12 protein-coding genes and 6 pseudogenes are annotated in these 16,418 nt (G+C 52.4%); 10 read left to right on the plus strand and 8 right to left on the minus strand.

All coding sequences use genetic code 11. The features are described 5' to 3' along the window. Positions 1 to 4 precede the first annotated feature (4 nt). Together ACYQ14_RS19635 and ACYQ14_RS19640 are read right to left on the minus strand one after the other, a co-directional pair. Positions 5 to 1,159 carry a pentapeptide repeat-containing protein gene (locus ACYQ14_RS19635; RefSeq protein WP_459890667.1) on the minus strand — a complete coding sequence of 385 codons (1,155 nt, stop codon included), beginning with the start codon at positions 1,157 to 1,159 and terminating at the stop codon, positions 5 to 7. A gap of 299 nt (positions 1,160 to 1,458) precedes the next feature. Beyond that, entirely contained in the window at positions 1,459 to 1,737 is a 279-nt protein-coding gene (locus ACYQ14_RS19640; RefSeq protein ID WP_459890669.1) for a hypothetical protein, read from the minus strand. 497 nt (positions 1,738 to 2,234) lie between these two features. Here ACYQ14_RS19640 and ACYQ14_RS19645 point away from each other — a divergent pair, with 497 nt between their 5' ends. The 4 genes from ACYQ14_RS19645 (at position 2,235) to ACYQ14_RS19660 (ending at position 6,356) form a co-directional block, all read left to right on the plus strand. Then, on the plus strand, positions 2,235 to 2,933 hold the full coding sequence (locus tag ACYQ14_RS19645) for a zinc ribbon domain-containing protein (RefSeq protein ID WP_459890671.1): 699 nt from the start codon (positions 2,235 to 2,237) through the stop codon (positions 2,931 to 2,933). A 95-nt stretch (positions 2,934 to 3,028) separates the two neighbouring features. After that, complete coding sequence (locus tag ACYQ14_RS19650; protein ID WP_459890673.1) at positions 3,029 to 3,943, plus strand: DUF8008 family protein; 915 nt, start codon at positions 3,029 to 3,031, stop codon at positions 3,941 to 3,943. 617 nt (positions 3,944 to 4,560) lie between these two features. Further along, on the plus strand, positions 4,561 to 5,397 hold the full coding sequence (locus tag ACYQ14_RS19655; protein WP_459890675.1) for an ABC transporter permease: 837 nt from the start codon (positions 4,561 to 4,563) through the stop codon (positions 5,395 to 5,397). Positions 5,398 to 5,438: 41 nt separating this feature from the next. Next, positions 5,439 to 6,356 (plus strand): ABC transporter ATP-binding protein, encoded by a 918-nt coding sequence (locus ACYQ14_RS19660; protein ID WP_459890677.1) that lies wholly within the window; start codon positions 5,439 to 5,441, stop codon positions 6,354 to 6,356. A 352-nt stretch (positions 6,357 to 6,708) separates the two neighbouring features. On the opposite strand, the pseudogene ACYQ14_RS19665 reads toward ACYQ14_RS19660, so the two are convergent. From ACYQ14_RS19665 to ACYQ14_RS19680, 4 genes and pseudogenes are all read right to left on the minus strand, one after another. Beyond that, positions 6,709 to 7,086 (minus strand): annotated as a pseudogene (locus tag ACYQ14_RS19665) (DDE-type integrase/transposase/recombinase); the annotation flags it as partial. Positions 7,087 to 7,760: 674 nt separating this feature from the next. Continuing rightward, a complete protein-coding gene (locus ACYQ14_RS19670; RefSeq protein ID WP_459890679.1) occupies positions 7,761 to 8,099 on the minus strand; it encodes a primase-like DNA-binding domain-containing protein in 339 nt (112 codons plus the stop codon). A gap of 134 nt (positions 8,100 to 8,233) precedes the next feature. Next, a pseudogene (locus ACYQ14_RS19675) lies at positions 8,234 to 8,361 on the minus strand (DUF6610 family protein); the annotation flags it as partial. A 197-nt stretch (positions 8,362 to 8,558) separates the two neighbouring features. After that, positions 8,559 to 9,323, minus strand: coding sequence for an IclR family transcriptional regulator (locus ACYQ14_RS19680; RefSeq protein WP_459890681.1), 765 nt, complete (start codon positions 9,321 to 9,323; stop codon positions 8,559 to 8,561). A 161-nt stretch (positions 9,324 to 9,484) separates the two neighbouring features. On the opposite strand from ACYQ14_RS19680, the pseudogene ACYQ14_RS19685 reads away from it, so the two are divergent. The 6 genes and pseudogenes from ACYQ14_RS19685 to ACYQ14_RS19710 all read left to right on the plus strand — a co-directional run. Further along, positions 9,485 to 9,696 (plus strand): annotated as a pseudogene (locus tag ACYQ14_RS19685) (IS4 family transposase); the annotation flags it as partial. Positions 9,697 to 9,738: 42 nt separating this feature from the next. Then, positions 9,739 to 10,214: pseudogene (locus ACYQ14_RS19690) on the plus strand (winged helix-turn-helix domain-containing protein); the annotation flags it as partial. 57 nt (positions 10,215 to 10,271) lie between these two features. After that, positions 10,272 to 10,862, plus strand: a pseudogene (locus tag ACYQ14_RS19695) (transposase domain-containing protein). A 19-nt stretch (positions 10,863 to 10,881) separates the two neighbouring features. Beyond that, positions 10,882 to 11,899, plus strand: a pseudogene (locus ACYQ14_RS19700) (ISH3 family transposase); the annotation flags it as partial. A 392-nt stretch (positions 11,900 to 12,291) separates the two neighbouring features. Further along, the gene (locus ACYQ14_RS19705) at positions 12,292 to 12,777 is read left to right on the plus strand and encodes a helix-turn-helix domain-containing protein (protein WP_459884700.1); all 486 of its coding nucleotides are present in this window, start codon (positions 12,292 to 12,294) and stop codon (positions 12,775 to 12,777) included. After that, positions 12,755 to 13,429, plus strand: coding sequence for an IS630 family transposase (locus ACYQ14_RS19710; protein WP_459890738.1), 675 nt, complete (start codon positions 12,755 to 12,757; stop codon positions 13,427 to 13,429). The genes ACYQ14_RS19705 and ACYQ14_RS19710 overlap by 23 nt, the downstream gene beginning before the upstream one ends. A gap of 243 nt (positions 13,430 to 13,672) precedes the next feature. Here the strand turns inward: ACYQ14_RS19710 and ACYQ14_RS19715 are convergent, their stop codons facing one another. Together ACYQ14_RS19715 and ACYQ14_RS19720 are read right to left on the minus strand one after the other, a co-directional pair. Then, positions 13,673 to 14,116, minus strand: coding sequence for a universal stress protein (locus ACYQ14_RS19715; protein ID WP_459890683.1), 444 nt, complete (start codon positions 14,114 to 14,116; stop codon positions 13,673 to 13,675). Between the two features lie 349 nt (positions 14,117 to 14,465). Beyond that, a complete protein-coding gene (locus tag ACYQ14_RS19720) occupies positions 14,466 to 16,025 on the minus strand; it encodes a class I adenylate-forming enzyme family protein (protein WP_459890685.1) in 1,560 nt (519 codons plus the stop codon). Between the last annotated feature and the right edge of the window lie 393 nt (positions 16,026 to 16,418).

The following is a 16,418-nucleotide window of genomic DNA, read 5'->3' on the forward strand; positions in this document are numbered from 1 at the left end:
CCGATCACCAAGTTATCCTTCGACCAAGGACAAATATTAATAATGCGAGCATTAGGGCACCGAGACCAGCTTGTACTCCTGCGAATACTCGCGCAACCTGCCCATATGGCTGGAAGTCACCAAAACCGAGTGTAGTGAAAGTTATAGTACTGAAATATATGTAATCTATCACTTCCCACATACTATTTATCTGAAGTTGTTCGCCATTGTGTTGTACGCCTCCCATTATTGCATACATGACGGACCAAAGGAGAATGATACTAATCGCGACACCAATAACACGCCACGGACGATCTCCATATCCAGTTATAATTCGGGAGGCTTCTGAAAATAGCCACTTCTTGCTATTATCCCCTTCTCTGTACTTCTTACGTTGACTTTCTTTTTCCCGGTAGTAGTAGTCTCTTGCTGATTCTAAAAATCCAGATTCATGGTGGATGCGTGTTAAGTTATGATAAACAGAAATGGCTTTTCCCCATTCATCTTCTTTCTCATAGATTACTTTATCACCGAAGACTGCAGAGTCAGTCATGCTTGCTCCATTAAGTGAGGTGTGGAATATTTTCGAACTCCGGAAATCTGCCGAAGTTATTACTGTATTATCTAATATAGCACCCTCTAAATTTGCACCTGAAAAATCAGTCCGGTGGCAATGACTTTCGGAGAGATCGGCATTTTTTAGATTGTTATTGCAAAAGTCAGTCATATCTAAGTTACAATCGCTTAAATCTGCATGTTGAAAATCACTTCCTGTGAAATTACCATCAAATAAACTTTTGGATGAAAGGTTAGAGTGGTAGAAGTTGCAATTTCTGAACGTTGCTGGTGTAACTATTGCACCAGTCAGATCAGAAAAAGAAAAGTCAGAATGGTTTGTAACTATCCCAGAAAAGTCCACACCATCTAACGAGGTGTTAGAAAGGTATAAGAAATCAAACGGGGGTGTGCCAACGATACCTTCTCCCTTTATTGCATCCTGTAGTTCTTCAGCTGGCTTGCCGTCAACAGGTGCATGCCAAATACAGTAGTCGTGTTCTCTCCATGTTGGGCGTGGGCATGGCTCAGGTGATTCATCAGGTATAGTCTCATCAAAACGCATTTTGAATTTTACAGAATCAGATAGGTTATCAATAGTGAAACCACACTGATTTTCGTTCATTTTTAAACTACTTCTGAGAAACCAGTTCCTGTTTGAGTATCAAGATTATCATTTATACCGGTGAGAGATGTCTGCTATTCCCAGGAGTCACACGCTAACAAAATCCGTTCCGCATATATGCACACGAATGAGGTCAGATCGTGTGCATAACTGGGTTCCACCACGCAAATACCCAGAGCATGGCTTCATTCCAGTTTGTACATAGAATGAAGGCCATATCATTGCGGGATAGTGCGAGAGATAGAGTCCGTGTTCACCAATAGGTAACTGCGTCCTGAGTAGACAGGAAGCAACCATCTTTACTCAGTTGATTCAATCTCAGATTCGATGATTGCTTCGAGCTGATCTGAGTCCCGATCGTATTCATCGATATGAGCGAGCGCGATTTCGCCTCGAGGAGTGATCTCGTAGACACCGCGCCCAATATTTCGAACGATATTGTAGTCTTCGAGCTGATTGAGCCGTTTTGTGACAGTCTTCTTGTGCCGGTCGATCTCATCAGCGATATTTGCGCCAAGATTACGACCGTCTTGCAGCTCCTCGAGGATTAGTCGGTCTGTTGGAAGCTGCAACCGCATTATCGAATTCGAAACGGGGGACATATATGATACTGTTGATAGCACTGTATTTGGAACTGTTGGTAGGATACCCTTCGGATGCTACTATCAGTAGTATTATTAGGCATCCAACTAGAATGTCACGTGGAGATTGTCTCACAGGACTCACAAAGGGTCCGACGTGCTGTCACACGTCGGGGCGGTCTCCATCCGGCCTCCGAATCAAGGCCACTCAGAGACCATGCGAAAAGACAGCCCCCGAGCCCATAACTGTAGGGCTCACGAGCCAGACGTATCGGATTCCAACCACGATCAGCACACAACCTCCGACGACACCACGCAGAACACGCACCCACACCCCACTACACGAACCAAAGACAGTACATCCCCTCCCAACCCGCCAAAACAGTTCCCCGCAAAGACACCAAAACACCACACCACCGCCCGCTACGACGAGATCATTGTCGCCGACGACGACGCGATTCTTTTCGAACTCGAGTCCACACCAGGTGATCCCGATGCGTAGCGCCGACCGAACCGCGATCGGCGTCGACCTCGGGGAGTACAACCTCTACACTGCGTCTCCGGTGAAAATGCCGGACTCGAGCGGTGCCCACATAATCTGCGGTGACGAAATCTGCGCTCGCCTCGACGAACTTCGCGACCGAGTTACCGCGCTGTTCTATGAAGGAACAGACCGCGAGACGATCGTCGCGCACGCAACGCGCTGTCGCGACGGCCTCCTCGAGGACATCGACACGGCCGCACGGGAGATCTGCGAGTACGCGAGCGCGTACGACCGCCCCGTGCTGGTCACCGAGGACAGCCACTACGAGCCGGACCTGTGGACGTGGCTGACCGCGCCCAACGCCCACCGAGGAACGGCGTGGTTGCTCCCGACGGCCCACCTGCGCCTTCGAGCGGTTGCCGACGAGTGCGGCCTCGAGGTTGCGACGGTCCCCGAAGCGTACTCCTCTCAGGAGTGTCACGCCTGCGGCGTCATCGGCGACCGACCGGACGGCGAGACGTTCCGCTGTACCAACCCGCACTGCCACGTCGAGACGCTCTGTGCGGATTACAACGCCGCGAAGGTCCTCGCACGGCGGTACTACCCCGGACGGGGGTGTGCGTACCGACCTCCACATTCGGTCTCGAGGGGAGAGCCTCCCACGCTCGTCGCTGAGCGGAGGTCCCAACGGCTGCAACGACCGCCATAGGAGCGGTCGCCCGCCTCCTCTCCCCTGACCGTTCGTCTGCCCACCGAGCGCCAGCTGTATCGGCTTGCCAACCACCCCATCCCAACCCCGACGACATGAACACGAATTCCCAACGCTCCGAATCGAACGCATCGAGCATCAACTCGCTGGCTGCCGAACTCGAGTCGCTTCGCGAGCGGATCGCAACGCTCGAGTCCGGCGTCGAACGAAAGAACGAGCGTCTCGACCGCCTCGAGACCGGACTCGAGCGCGCCCGGACGGAAAACGAACGCTTCGAGAGCAAATTCGAACGCACCCGTGAAGAAAACGAGCGTCTCGAGGCTCGCGTCGACGAACTCGAGGACGCCCGACCGCCGATCGAGGCGCGACTGGACGCCCACGAAAAGAAACTCGACGCGAACAAGGGTCGCGTCGGCGAACTTCAGGCCCGCGAACTCGAGAAGGGAGCGCATCTGCTCGAGGAGAACGTCGACGAAAGCGGGATCGACGTCTCCGATGACCGCCTCGAGCGGATCAGTAAGGACGACGGCAGGCGGTACTTCCGACTCCCCGAGAGCGACGACCCGCTCGAGCGCGGTGGCGACGTCGCGCTGGCACACGCCGATCTGCTCCCGATCCAGCAACTCGCGAAGATGGACGACGACATGCTTCACGCGACGACATCATCACTGCCCTCGCGGCTCGCCGCGAAGCTCTGGAAGGCACGCACCGATCCCGGAGTCGGCGACAACCCGTGGCAGAACGGAAGTGCAGACATCCGCAAGTACGTTGCGGCGAGCGATATGAAACACTGGATTCGTCGCCAGGAGACGGGAATCAGCGACGACTACGCGAAGAAGCTCGTTTCCAGAACGATCGACGCGTTACTCGATCTGTCGAAGAACCGGCTCGCGATCAAACGGAAACGACAGCGCAAGAACGGGCTCGAGTACACCGAACGCCGCGTCCTGCTGCTGGCGGAAGCAGAGATTCCCGGCGAAGGAACGGAATCGGGCGGGGGTTCCGGGTGAAGGAACGAAAGCGGCTGCGGAGCACGCCCCGGTGACAGGTGGCGTCGACGGGTGATGCTGTCCCCGGTATTCCCAGCCCATCCTGAGAAGGGGTTCGCTCTCTACAGCTAACACAAATTCGCACGCTCGCGGTTGATTGCGCGTCCCGGTACTCGCGTGTCCGTCGCTCGATCGGTCGTCGCCGGTCCCAAGCCGAAGACGGACTGAGAGCGGGTACTGAAGACGTCAGGTGTCACCGGAACGATCGTAGCCGCTGTGAGTCACTACACACCTGGTTCGCATTGCTGTGATGCCCCAACGTGCGTAGTTCGAATAGCTGGCGATAGAGTAACAGTTACTGGGCGGTCGAACGAGTTGAGTTAGCACTCGCCGGCGTGGTTTCCCCACCGATCTGAAATTCGTCGCCGTCTTCCGCGTGGGTCATCCCGTTTCCGTAGGAGACGCCGCGGGCGGCGGTAGCGTTGGGATGACGCCTTCGACCTCCTCGGCGAGGTTTCGGACGCCCGAAGTGAGTACGCAAGCTACGATCGCTCGATGAGTTCAAAACAGAATTCTCTCCAATAGTGTTAAGTGGTTGAGTATACGATATAATACATACACCTCTCACGTAGTAAGTCATGAAGGAAAGCCCTACTGAAGCGGTCGTCGATTCAACGACGGGCAGACAAGTAAGCGCCTTCGTCGTCCGCACAATTCGAGAGATCCGACGTAATAGGGCAGCACTGTTCTGGTGTCTCGTTTTTCCCTCCGCGTTCTTCGCGTTCAACCTATTCGTGTTCGTCAACATCGAATCGGTGGAATCCGGGAATCGCGCGCCGGTCATCGGGAGCGTCGCGATAACATTCGGCGTACTCGGCATCCTGTTCGTCGCACTGTACGTGTTCAGCCAGCAATTCGTCGGCGACCTCGAACGTGGCCACTACCTGAAGTTCCGCACGACATCGCTTACCCCGTCAGCGGACCTCGGCGGTCGGTTGCTCGCGAGCATCATAGTAGCGTTCGGATCGTTCGGAGTGGTGCTCGTATTTGCCGTCCTTCTCGGCGGGGAGTATCAACTACGCTCCTACATCTCGATTCTGGTCGTCATCGGAACGATCGTCTCCCTGACCGTCGTCTGGGTCGTCATTGGCATGGGGATTGCGACCCTGATTTCCGATCCTCGTACTGTAACGGTCGTTTCGATAAGTCTCGCGCTCGGTGCGTTCTTCTTAACCGGGTTCAATGGTGGGAATCCACAATTTTTTGCACCAGATCCGGCGTGGCTGGACATTTTTCCGAACTCCCTCTCGGCGCGTATCCTGTTGTATCACATGATCGCAATTCCCCCCGATCAGATGCCCGAACCAGGGGTACCCGGAACAGTCGAACATCTTCTGATGGCGGGGTACGGGATCGGTTCGTTCGGTATCGGATTATTACTCGTAAATCGTTTTCACAGGACTAATCAACGATGAAGCGATTCCTCTCTTCAATCACCGGAAATTCGGCTAAGACTATGCCAACGGGAGAGTCCTCGGACGAATCAGCGAACGAGACCATCGAAGCGACGAACGTGAGTAAATCGTACGGAGATGAATGGGTGCTTGAGGATCTCTCCCTTTCGATGTCCAGCGGTGAAGCGGTTGTCCTTGCTGGACCGAATGGAGCAGGAAAATCGACGTTTCTCTCGTGTCTAGTCGGAAACGAGCGCCCGGACAGCAGCGAGATCAGCGTCTTCGGGAAGCAATTACCACGGCACCGAAGTGACGGACTCGCCGTACTGCTGCAGGACGCGATACTGATAGACGATCTCACTGGGCGCGAGAACATTCAGTTCTACGCTGCTTTGGATGCCCCGTTTACGTCTCGCTGGCAAACATACGTCGATCGGTTCGATCTCGACGAGTCGCTTGACGATCCAGTTCGAACGTATTCCGGAGGGATGAAACGAAAACTCGAACTGGCGATGACGTTGAGCGTCGACGCTAAGGGGTACGTCCTCGACGAACCGACCGCGGGTATCGATCTCTCGATGGCCGGTGAGATGCACCGGACCGTACTCGAACTTATCGAGGACGACTGGTCCGTTCTCATCACGAGCCACAATCCGATCGACATCGAGGTCGCCGACCGAGTCGCGTTCCTCTCGAACGGTCGGATCACGGCTGTAGGTACTCCAGCCCGTCTAATCGACGACCTGCCACCGGTAGTACGATTCCAGAATAGGCACAGCGCGCTAACCGCCAGCGAACTCGTCGGTGATGTCTACTACGTCGGTGCGGAATCCCGGGGTTTCCTCGAGAACCACTCGTTCTCGGCAGTAGAAAAAACGATCAAGGAAGAAACGGGCACAGCCCAGATTGACACTGTGCCTCCGAGCTACTCCGACGCTTTTAGTTATTATATAAGGTCTCGTTCCGAGGAGAGCCCATAATCCTCAGTACTTCACAAAGCCGCTTAGTTAGAACGTCTGCTTGCTGTGAATGTGTCTATCAAACAGCAGCAAGCAGACAGTAAAATCCACGAAGATCACCTCCTTAAGCGTCTCGTTGCACCCGAAAACGCTTAATGAATTAGCTAAGTTCTGGGAATGTGGTCTACCCCACCTATCAGCGGCTGGGGCCTGTAGTGGTACTCCCTCGTACAGCTGTTCCCAATACTTCTCTTGATCATTACGCGTTTTCGAGGACGAGAATTCCAACGGTACCGCACTGCTGAGTTGGGATGTTTACGGTTTGTAACCCAAATGGCATGACAGGGCTACTGGCTGTGCCAACCGGCATTGTTCAGATTAGCTGATTCCAGCAGTACGCGAAGTCTGAAGCCATGTTTCGGCTGTTTTCAGATCGGCGTTTCTGAAGATTTTTCCAAGCTGGTACGTTAGACTTTTTACTTCTTGGAAGACACGTTCGACGCTGTTGCGTCGACCGTGGCGTTCGTACCGAAACTCGTCGCCTCGCCGACGTCGTATTTCTCGCGGAGTTCGTCGAGAAAGATTCCGTGAGACCGGTGTTTCTCGTCGGAAACAGCCGATAATTGAGAAATTCGTTCGTTTTGGAATCAACCGCCACAAACAGCCAGTATCGCTCGTCAGTGAGTTGGATCACAGTCTCGTCAACCGCAACGTGATCCGGTGACTTACCGTCCTCGGGCTGTAACTCGCTTGCGGAATCTGGATGATCGGATCATCAGGCTTACTGAGTCGAGCGCGAGTAATCTCAACGAGCTTCTTCCGCCCACTGTGCTCGATTTTGACGAATCCAACCGCTTCGAGATCATCAACAACTGCCGAAATGCTTCGATGCGGATGATCCGTCACCCGACTCAAATCACGAATTCCGAACGCTGTATAGGGATTATCAACAAGCAATGTAAGGGTTTTACTAGCACGGGCGTGACTGAAAAGACCCGTAGGAGGAATTGGGACTGACAACTCGAGTGGCTCGTCGAACGACCGCCACGTTTCGGGATCAGTTGCCGAAGCAAACTCAGCTACACCAGGAACAATAGGTACCTTAGTTACCTTTCACCCCGTTCCTTGCGCTGCCAGCACACCCACTGTTCTCGAGTCTGTAATTCCGTTGGAATCCGTTCCCTCTTGACCAGACTTATTTGATTCGTAGTCATTTGTAATCTACGTCCTGTGACGGTCTCATTTGCGCCGCCAGTCCCCTGTCAGAAGTACGATAAAACAAACCGTATCGATACGCCCCCTGGACACCCACTTCTGCGGATGGAACCCATCCAATACTTGTTGATTTCGAACGCAGTTTTACTATAGACAGTACTACCGTCTGGTGGCTTTACCCTGGACACCCAACGTTTTGAAATCAGTGTCTTAACCATATATAAATTGATTTGTTGCTTCCTCGAGAAGGCGTTCCCCAGACTCGCTGAAAGCGATACCTGTATGAACTGTGATACGCTCACCATCTCTTCGTTGCCGATCACTCTCAACAGCGATTCGGTCACTCAACTTTCGTCCAAACCAGACGTCATTCGTATAGTCGAGGCCGTGATCCTTCGCCCACGAAGCATAGGCGAGATACAGCGCTTTCTTCGGAACCGTACTATCTTGTTCTTCAACGACGAATTGATCGACAAAGGCGCCAACCCCATCTTCGTCTGGGTCTAATTCGAATGAATCCGTGTCCGGAGTCGGGTCCTGTGTACCCACTTGTTTGGCTGGCGACTCGCCCTTCCGAGAACGTCTCGAGTCGAGTTCTCAATCGAAAGCGCCGTTTCTAGCGGTACTGTTTCGCCGTCTCAGTATAGTTGTGGACCCTCGTTCTGTGGTGTTGACTCAGGTCAGATGCCGTGGGCGTTCCAGAAACCGCGGATACGACCAAGGCTGTGGCGGACTGTTTTTGCACGGTGGGGTAGTCGGCGTCGCGACCGCTGTCGTCCCAGCCGTCCGCCGTCCAAAACTCGCTGAATCTAAGATCCGTATTTGAATGGTGTTCTTCGCATCTGCTGTCGAACGCCCGAATTGGTTGATCGTGGCGCGACCCGTAACTCGAATGCTGGAGGAGAACGTCCGTCGTCAAGTCTCGACGGCCATCTAGCCCCTCCTAGGGAATCGCCGAAGAGGTATTAATCTATTCGGAATGACTAAGTCGACCTCATTTGAACTACATCACCTATCAGAATATTTTAATTTAAGGTCTATTTCATTTGTCGCATCAAGTAATAGTTTGGGCAACTCTTTTTGAAAATATTCGCCGGACAGTCGTTTCGCCGGACCGGGGATACTGATCGCCGCTATCACATCCTCGTTCTGAAAAATAGGCGCGGCCACGGCCCGCAGACCATTTATTGACTCCTCATAATTAAACGCAACTCCCTCCTCTTTTACTGTGGATAATTCGTCATATAGGGCTTCTTTATCTGTTATTGTGTTATCCGTTCGTTTTGGTAGTCCGTGCCGATCGAGAATACGCTCGACCTTCGACTGAGGATAGTTCGCCAGTATCACTTTGCCAGCGGCTCGACAGTGCATAAAACTTTTACTCCCTTTCTTTGCGTGAGTGGGAACGCCCCGTTGACCGATGCCATAGTCGATGAATACTATTTTTCCGTGCTCTTCGACGGTCAGGTGGGCTACTTCTTCGGTCTCGTTTGCGAGCTCTTCCAGTACAGGAAGGATAATATCGACGAATTCTAACGAACGTTTGGCGGATTGTCCCAACTCGTACAATTTCATTCCAAGGTGATATTCCCCTTCCTCTTTCACGATAACCCCTAACTGATTTAATGTATTAAGGTAGTTATACAACGTGCTAGTGGAAAGTCCTAGTTCATTGGATAGTTCGGTCAAGGTGACGCCGTCTTCGTCTTGTATAGCGTCTAGGATTCTGAAGGATGCCTCAATTGTGCTTAGATTGGTCCCGCCGTCGGTCATAGTGGGAATATGTTTTCAAACATTAAAACCATATGGCCAATTAGAAATCATGTCTTTCTTATATATTTGGTGATGGTTGAATACAGTTACGAATCATCCGTCTTTAGCTAGGCGAAAAACCACGTGACAGTAGCGGCTTATCGAGGCATCTTTTCCGGATTATGCGTCGGCTCACCACTCTCTTCCCCTCTGAGTTCCTCGAAAACACGCCGAGGAACTCAACGTGGTCGAGCGCGACCGCAAGCTCCAGATTCCTGCCTTCGTCTGGGCATTCCCGTTCGGCTTTCGCCTGCGGCGAAGCCGAACACTTGCTGGCTTCAGACGTAGCTACAACTCCACAGCTGACGAGATGATCTCGTCCGGTGAGTTCTATAGTAGCCGTTAGAGCTCTTTACTCAGAAGACTTTGCCAAAACGTGGATCATCTCGACGAGATTTCTGTCGGGGAGTTGCGAGATGCCCTCGACAACGTGGAGAGAAAGAAGCCGATACAACGGCTCTTAGCGGAAATTGCGTGCAAAAGGGGCGTCATACAGACTGAGCTAGCCGAGTGGTACGACGTTCAGCGACGGACAATCTAGTTGGCTCAAGCGACTCGATACTGACGAGCCGCTTGAGCAGGCCGTGGCTGATGATATCGATCTGGGAGAAAGTAAAAGCTTTCAGAAGCTAAGTAAAAAGAGTCGAAGAAACCGTCCACGAATCTCCTGAAGAAGTTGGGTTCGACGCGCTTGTACAGCAGTATTTTGGAGGAAATCTATGATATCGAACACTCGATCCCAAGTTGCCGGCGGTCGCTGAAAGAGGCAGGATTGAGCTATCAAAACCGCGGCGAACAGCGGCCAAGGCTGACGACACTGATCGTCACAGCTTTCACGTCGGCATTAAAAAAGCAGCGGGAGTTGGACGGCGCTGTTCAGATTAGAGTTTGAAGGAGTGAGGCGGTGGAATTTGTGGTTATCATCCCGAACTCAGCCGCCTCACGCCACCTAGCACCGAAATTCAATTAGAATTTGTGAAACGAGAAGCGACACCGCGCGAGCTGATGGAGCTCAGTATCCACCTTCATCTCGCCGACCTCTCGCTTTCGGATACTGTTTGTGATTTAGAGGGGTTCGGTGTCGACCGTGCTCGATCTACCGTTCACAACTGGGTGCAAAAACGGAGTTACAGCCCGAGGACGGTAAGTCACCGGATCACGCTGCGGTTGGCGAGACTGTGATCCAACTCACTGACGAGCGGTACTGGCTGTTTGTGGCGGTTGATTCCGAAACGAACGAATTTCTCAATTATCGGCTGTTTCCGACGAGAAACACCGGTCTCACGGAATCTTTCTCGACGAACTCCGCGAGAAATACGACGTCGGCGAGGCGACGAGTTTCGGTACGAACGCCACGGTCGACGCAACAGCGTCGAACGTGTCTTCCAAGAAGTAAAACGTCGAACGTGCCAGTTTGGAAATTGCTTCAGAAATACCTGTCCGAAAGCGGCCGGAACATGGCTTCAAAGCTTCGCGTACTGCTGGAACCAGCTAACCTGAACAATGCCACACACATACACTCGACGAGGAAATCGCTCTTGACCACGGCGCTAATGCTGAAATCGGTGCTAAGGGTTTCGGACTCTACGCTCTGCCGCTCCAACAAAAACTCACCGCCAGCGAACACGGTGCTTTACCATTTGCGGACGAAGTTCGAGCCGTTTCGGCTCGAACGAGTCACTACCATTCTCCTTCGACGAGATGTCGTCGAACTGCTCCACCTGCGGCGCTACTACGGTGATGAAGACGATACAGACGGCCACTATCATTCGGAAGCAAAGCGTGGAACCACCTCGTTCCACGCTACGCTCTACGCACGCGTGAAAAACAAACACCACACGCTGGCGGTGCGCCGTCTCGAAGACGGTGACACCGCCAGCAACGCCCTCGCTGAGTTCCTCGGTGTTCTTGATGGCCTTGACTCCGAGGTTAAGCTTGTCTACCTCAATCGCGGCTTCTACGACAGCAAGTTCACGTTGCGACAGGCGCACAACTACGCCTACGTTGTCCCGATCATCCAATGGGTGAAGCGATCCAGCAGGAACTCTCGGAAGGGTGGAGTCGCGCATCGAGCACGATCTGACTGGGAATCTCGACGGTTACCGCTGGACCGCCGAGTTTTCCGTCTACATCGACTGTATGTGCCTAAACAGGCGGTACGACGACCACGGCGTGGCGCGTCACGGCTATGCGGCTTACGTACCGTTTATCGAGAGACGACGCGACGCCCAATGCCATTACTCGAAACGCTTCGGTACCGAGTCAAGCTATCGCTTGTCCGAGCAAGCGATAGCGACGACTCCAACACGAGATACGACGGTGAGGCTCCTGCATGTCGTGGTGAGTCTGCTGTTGCAGAACATTTGGCGGTATCTGCACTACGAGTTTGTGGCGACGCCCCGCCGTGGCGGGCGTCGCCTCTGGTGGTGGGCGTGCATGGAGTTCGTCAACATGATTCGTCGGGCTGCATGGACGGTTCTCGCGGTGCGTCGGTCGTCCCCGCAAACCGGCCACCTGACGACCGGTTCCACCGGTAGTCACCGGTCAAGCACGCCTGTCGGCCGCCAGCCGTCGACAGCGCCATCTTCATTCAACGTAGCTCAACCGCTACTGACGACTCGTCACGACGGAATAGAGGACTTAGGTCGGATTAGCTGGCGATGCTTTGTGAGCTACTGAGAACAGCAACCACCATATTCCTAAATCTCAGCTCCAAGTATTTGTATATGCCCTGTTCCGCCGTCGTTTTTCAATAAGAAGCGAATATAGCAGTTATTTCGGTAGTAATTCCCTCATATGTCGAGGAATGTGAATTGAGAAAACATTGAAGAAAGATTGTGGCAGTTATCGTTTGAAGGTTGGAGAGGAACTAGTGCACTTGCAAGCGTCGACTGCTTAGCTTATCTCTCCTGAGCACCTCTCTACAGGAATGGGACGGAAGAAGCACATCATCAACCTCTCCACCGAGGAACGAAGCGAACTTGAGGCGATTATTTCGACGGGTGAACACAGAGCAGAGGACATCACACGTGCACGAATCCTTCTAAAGGCTGACGAAGGGCTCACAGATCCCGCGATCTGTGAGCACCTCGATTGTTCGATCTCTACACCGTACCGCACGCGAAAAGCGTACTCTGAGCGAGGGCTTGCGGCGCTCCATCGCCGCAAGCCCGACCGCGACTACGAGCCAAAGCTCGATGGCCGTGGTGAGGCTCATTTGCTCTCACTTGCGTGCTCTGACCCACCAGACGGACACTCTCGCTGGACGTATCAGCTCCTCGCCGATCGCTTAGTCACTCTCGAGGAGATCGACCTTGAGTCGATCTCCCGAGAGACCGTTCGACAGCGGTTAAAAAAACGACCTGAAACCGCACCGCTCGAAGTACTGGCTGATTCCACCGAAACAGAACGCTAAGTTCGTCTACCGCATGGAAAGCGTGCTTGCGCTCTACCACGAGCCGTACGATGAAGATCGTCCAGTCATTTGCTTCGATGAGTCCAGCAAGACGCTTCACAAGCACGTCAGCGACCCGCTCCCGGTGCGACCGGGAGCGGTCGCACGCGAGGACACTCATTATGAACGCAACGGTGAGCGAAAAATCCATATCGCCACCGAACCGCTCACCGGTTGGCGCCACATCACGGTTACACCGAGACGACGCAAGCGCGAGTTTGTCGACCAAATGCAAGAACTCGCGGATGAGCACTACCCGGATGCAGACCGCATCCGGGTAGTTCTTGACAACCTCAACACGCACAATCCGGCTGCCTTCTACGAGTTTTGTAACCCGAAAGAAGCACGAGAGTATCTCGACCGATTCGAGTTTCACTTCACGCCGAAACACGGGAGCTGGCTCAACATGGCGGAAATCGAGTTGAGTGCGCTTAGCACCCAGTGCCTCAGCCGACGCATTCCTGACGCGGCGACACTCCGAACGGAGGTCGCCGCGTGGGAAACCGAGCGCAACAAGGCTACCGTCTCGATCGACTGGCAGTTCACTACCGATAATGCCCGAACGAAGCTACACCGGCTCTATCCAACCATCAAGGAGAAAGAGCAGAACTAGGCTATCCACACTTGCGAGGGCACTAGTGGTGTTTCTCTCTACTGATATCCCACACCGAACGACTGAATAGTGTTAATAAGATGTTTTTATCGTCTCCTCGCATTGTTCTCTATCGATCGAAATCTCCTAATACTAGATCGATATTGGTCACATGAGATATGATCAGTACCGCCACAATCAAACATAGCGTTACGACGGCGATGAGCATCGGCATCGTGTGAACTGGCTTCGTTCTCTGTAGTTTCAGTCGGTCTGGTAAGGTTGTGAAACCGTCGTGACAACCGGGCAGTCAACATTCAGTATTACGGACTGTGCCACGCTCCCGAACAGGGCTTTCCCAGTCGGTGATCGCCTTCTGGGAGCTACTACGATGTATCTGGTGTCAATTTTAGTACTGTACGTGATGATTTCGTTGGCGGGTTGTCCGACGAGCCCGATTGGCTTGTACTCGATGGTGACCCCCTCAGCCGCCCTTTCCGCATAATCGGTCGCAAAGGAACGTATTTCCTCCATCGAGAGGGATTTTCCTTCCTCCTCGTATGCCATCTGTTCCAGGTCGATGAACTCTGATCGGGAAATGGCGTGGACGACGTGTAGTGTCTCGTCAAATGCCTCCGCAAGCACTTCAGCCTCTTCGAGAACCGATGACACCCGATCGGATCGATCTATGGCAGCAATGATGACCATAGAAACGATTAGGAACACGTGATATAAATACTTCCTGTGTTTTTCAGACGCGACTATTGTTGTCTAAGGACTAGGAAATTACACTCGTGGGCTTTTTGCACTGCAAACTGACCATCAACAGTCCAAGCTCCGCTATCAGTGGCGCACGAGACTAGTCGGGATACCGGTTTTAGAACGGTCAGAGAGGTACTTCGGCAGTTGAATGTCCTCGCTAAAGTATTGGTAGATCCGTCTCGATTTGGCTGGATGTGCAGATATACAGAAATACGGTATGTCATTGGTATATCTGCGGCAATTAACGTCATCTATCCCGATTTGTGTATCTAGTCAATCATTTATATTATATACTCTACTGACAGAATAACTCTTTAATCTTCTCTCGCTGTAGTGTCCCGCTTGAACTACGGGGAAGTGACGTTTCTTCGGGAAGGAGGACGTATTGGCGTGGACGTTTAAAATTCGGCAAAGTGTCGTGTTCCTGGCAATGACGGCCGAGATCGGCTTCGGTAATGTCGTCGCTTGCGACGACCGCTGCCGAGACGATCTGTCCCCATTTCTCGTCCGGCATCCCGACTATCCCAACTTCACTGACTTTCGCATGGTCCAAGAGTGCTCGCTCAACTTCCTTTGGATAGATGTTCTCTCCACCAGAATTGATCATATTGTCGACCCGGTCAGTGATGACGAGATAACCATCCTCGTCAACACGTGCAACGTCGCCTGTCCGGAGCCACCCGTCAACAAATGTCTCATCTTGTTGCTTTGGCTCTCCAAGGTACCCATCCGTCATTCCAGGACTCTTCCCAATGATTTCACCTATTTCACCGGGAGCAACGGTATTCTCCGGATCAAATTCCGTAGAGGAATCAGGAATCTCAGTGACTCGAAGTTCCCAGAAAAAAGATGATTTGCCGACTGTTCCTGGATGATCAAGCTGTTCTTCTGGATAGGCAAAAGTGAGATTGACCATTCCCTCAGTCTGTCCATAAGTGTTGAAAACGTTCTCTGTAAACTCGTCACGGATACTTTGGATCAATTGCTTGGGAACGATCGCACCTCCGGTGCGGATGTAGGAGAGGGTACCCAAATCGGATTGTACGTCTTTCTGAACCTCTCTCAGGGTTCTTAGCTGGGTTGGTACTGCGAGTAATCCAGTTATGTTATGAGTTTCAATTGCTTGGAGAGTGTCTTTCGGTTCAAACGTTGGTTGGATTATAAGTGTGGCTCCAACAAGAAGGTGAGCTAGGATCCACGTGTTTGCTGTGACTTGATGATACCAAGGCGTGCACACGAGGGCACGATCGTGCGCTGTAAGGCTCATCTCCAGAGCTGGTTGATGAGCCGCGAGCCAAGACTGTTCTTGATCGACAAGAACACCTTTTGGATTACCAGTAGTCCCACTGGTAAAGAACACCGCTGATTCCTTTGAATCGTCGGTCGTGGTTGAAAATGTCCCTGAATCGGTTTCGCTGAGGACTTCCTCGTATGGCTCCGCATCCTGAATCCTCGTGGAGTCCGTTCGGATGTGGATAGTCGACGTTATATCAAGTCGGTCTATGAGTTCGAGCGCTTTTCCGGCCGATTGGGTGTCAAATATAAGTCCCTGAGTCTGACTGGTCTCCACCATCGTCATCAGGTCACCAATTGAATTGCGAGTAAAGAGCTGCGTGTTTGCCTGTCCCCGTTTCATAGCCGCAATCATTGATTCGATAGAGGCGATCCGGTTCTCAGCGAGCACAGCACATCGGCTGTCGCCAAGCCGTTCATTGAGGGCAGTAGCAAGGGCGTCAGTCCGATCATCAAGTTCCTCATATGTCACTTCCCGTCCGTTAAGCGTAGATACTGCTGTGGCATTGGGATAACGACGTACTATTGACCGAAAACTATCTAAATAACTTGGTTTCACCATAAAGGCATTACTTGAGTGAACAATATAGTTGTTATCATTTCATCTCCATCCGGCTTTCCCGTTATAATCGTTGCAACCAAATTGAATAATCCCATACTCCCTCAACCGCAGGAGGCTAGTTGGAACTCTGCCATATTTTTGGCATCGCTTGCTCCAATCTCAATCTGATCTATCTTACCAAACACATAGATTAGATCAATTCCTCAATATGATTGCCGTCGACATTTGATCTCTATCGGATGTTGATTGAATGCTTGAAGTAGAATGTTGGGAGCGTGAGCGGACGGCAAACGCCCTGGCGAATGTTGCCGTCCGCTTTCACGTGGCTAGGTGTTCGCTCGGGAAGACAGCAGCGATCCTTCGATGGCTATGCGTATAACGGTCTCAAAGGGG

Source organism: Halostagnicola bangensis, from assembly GCF_054653435.1.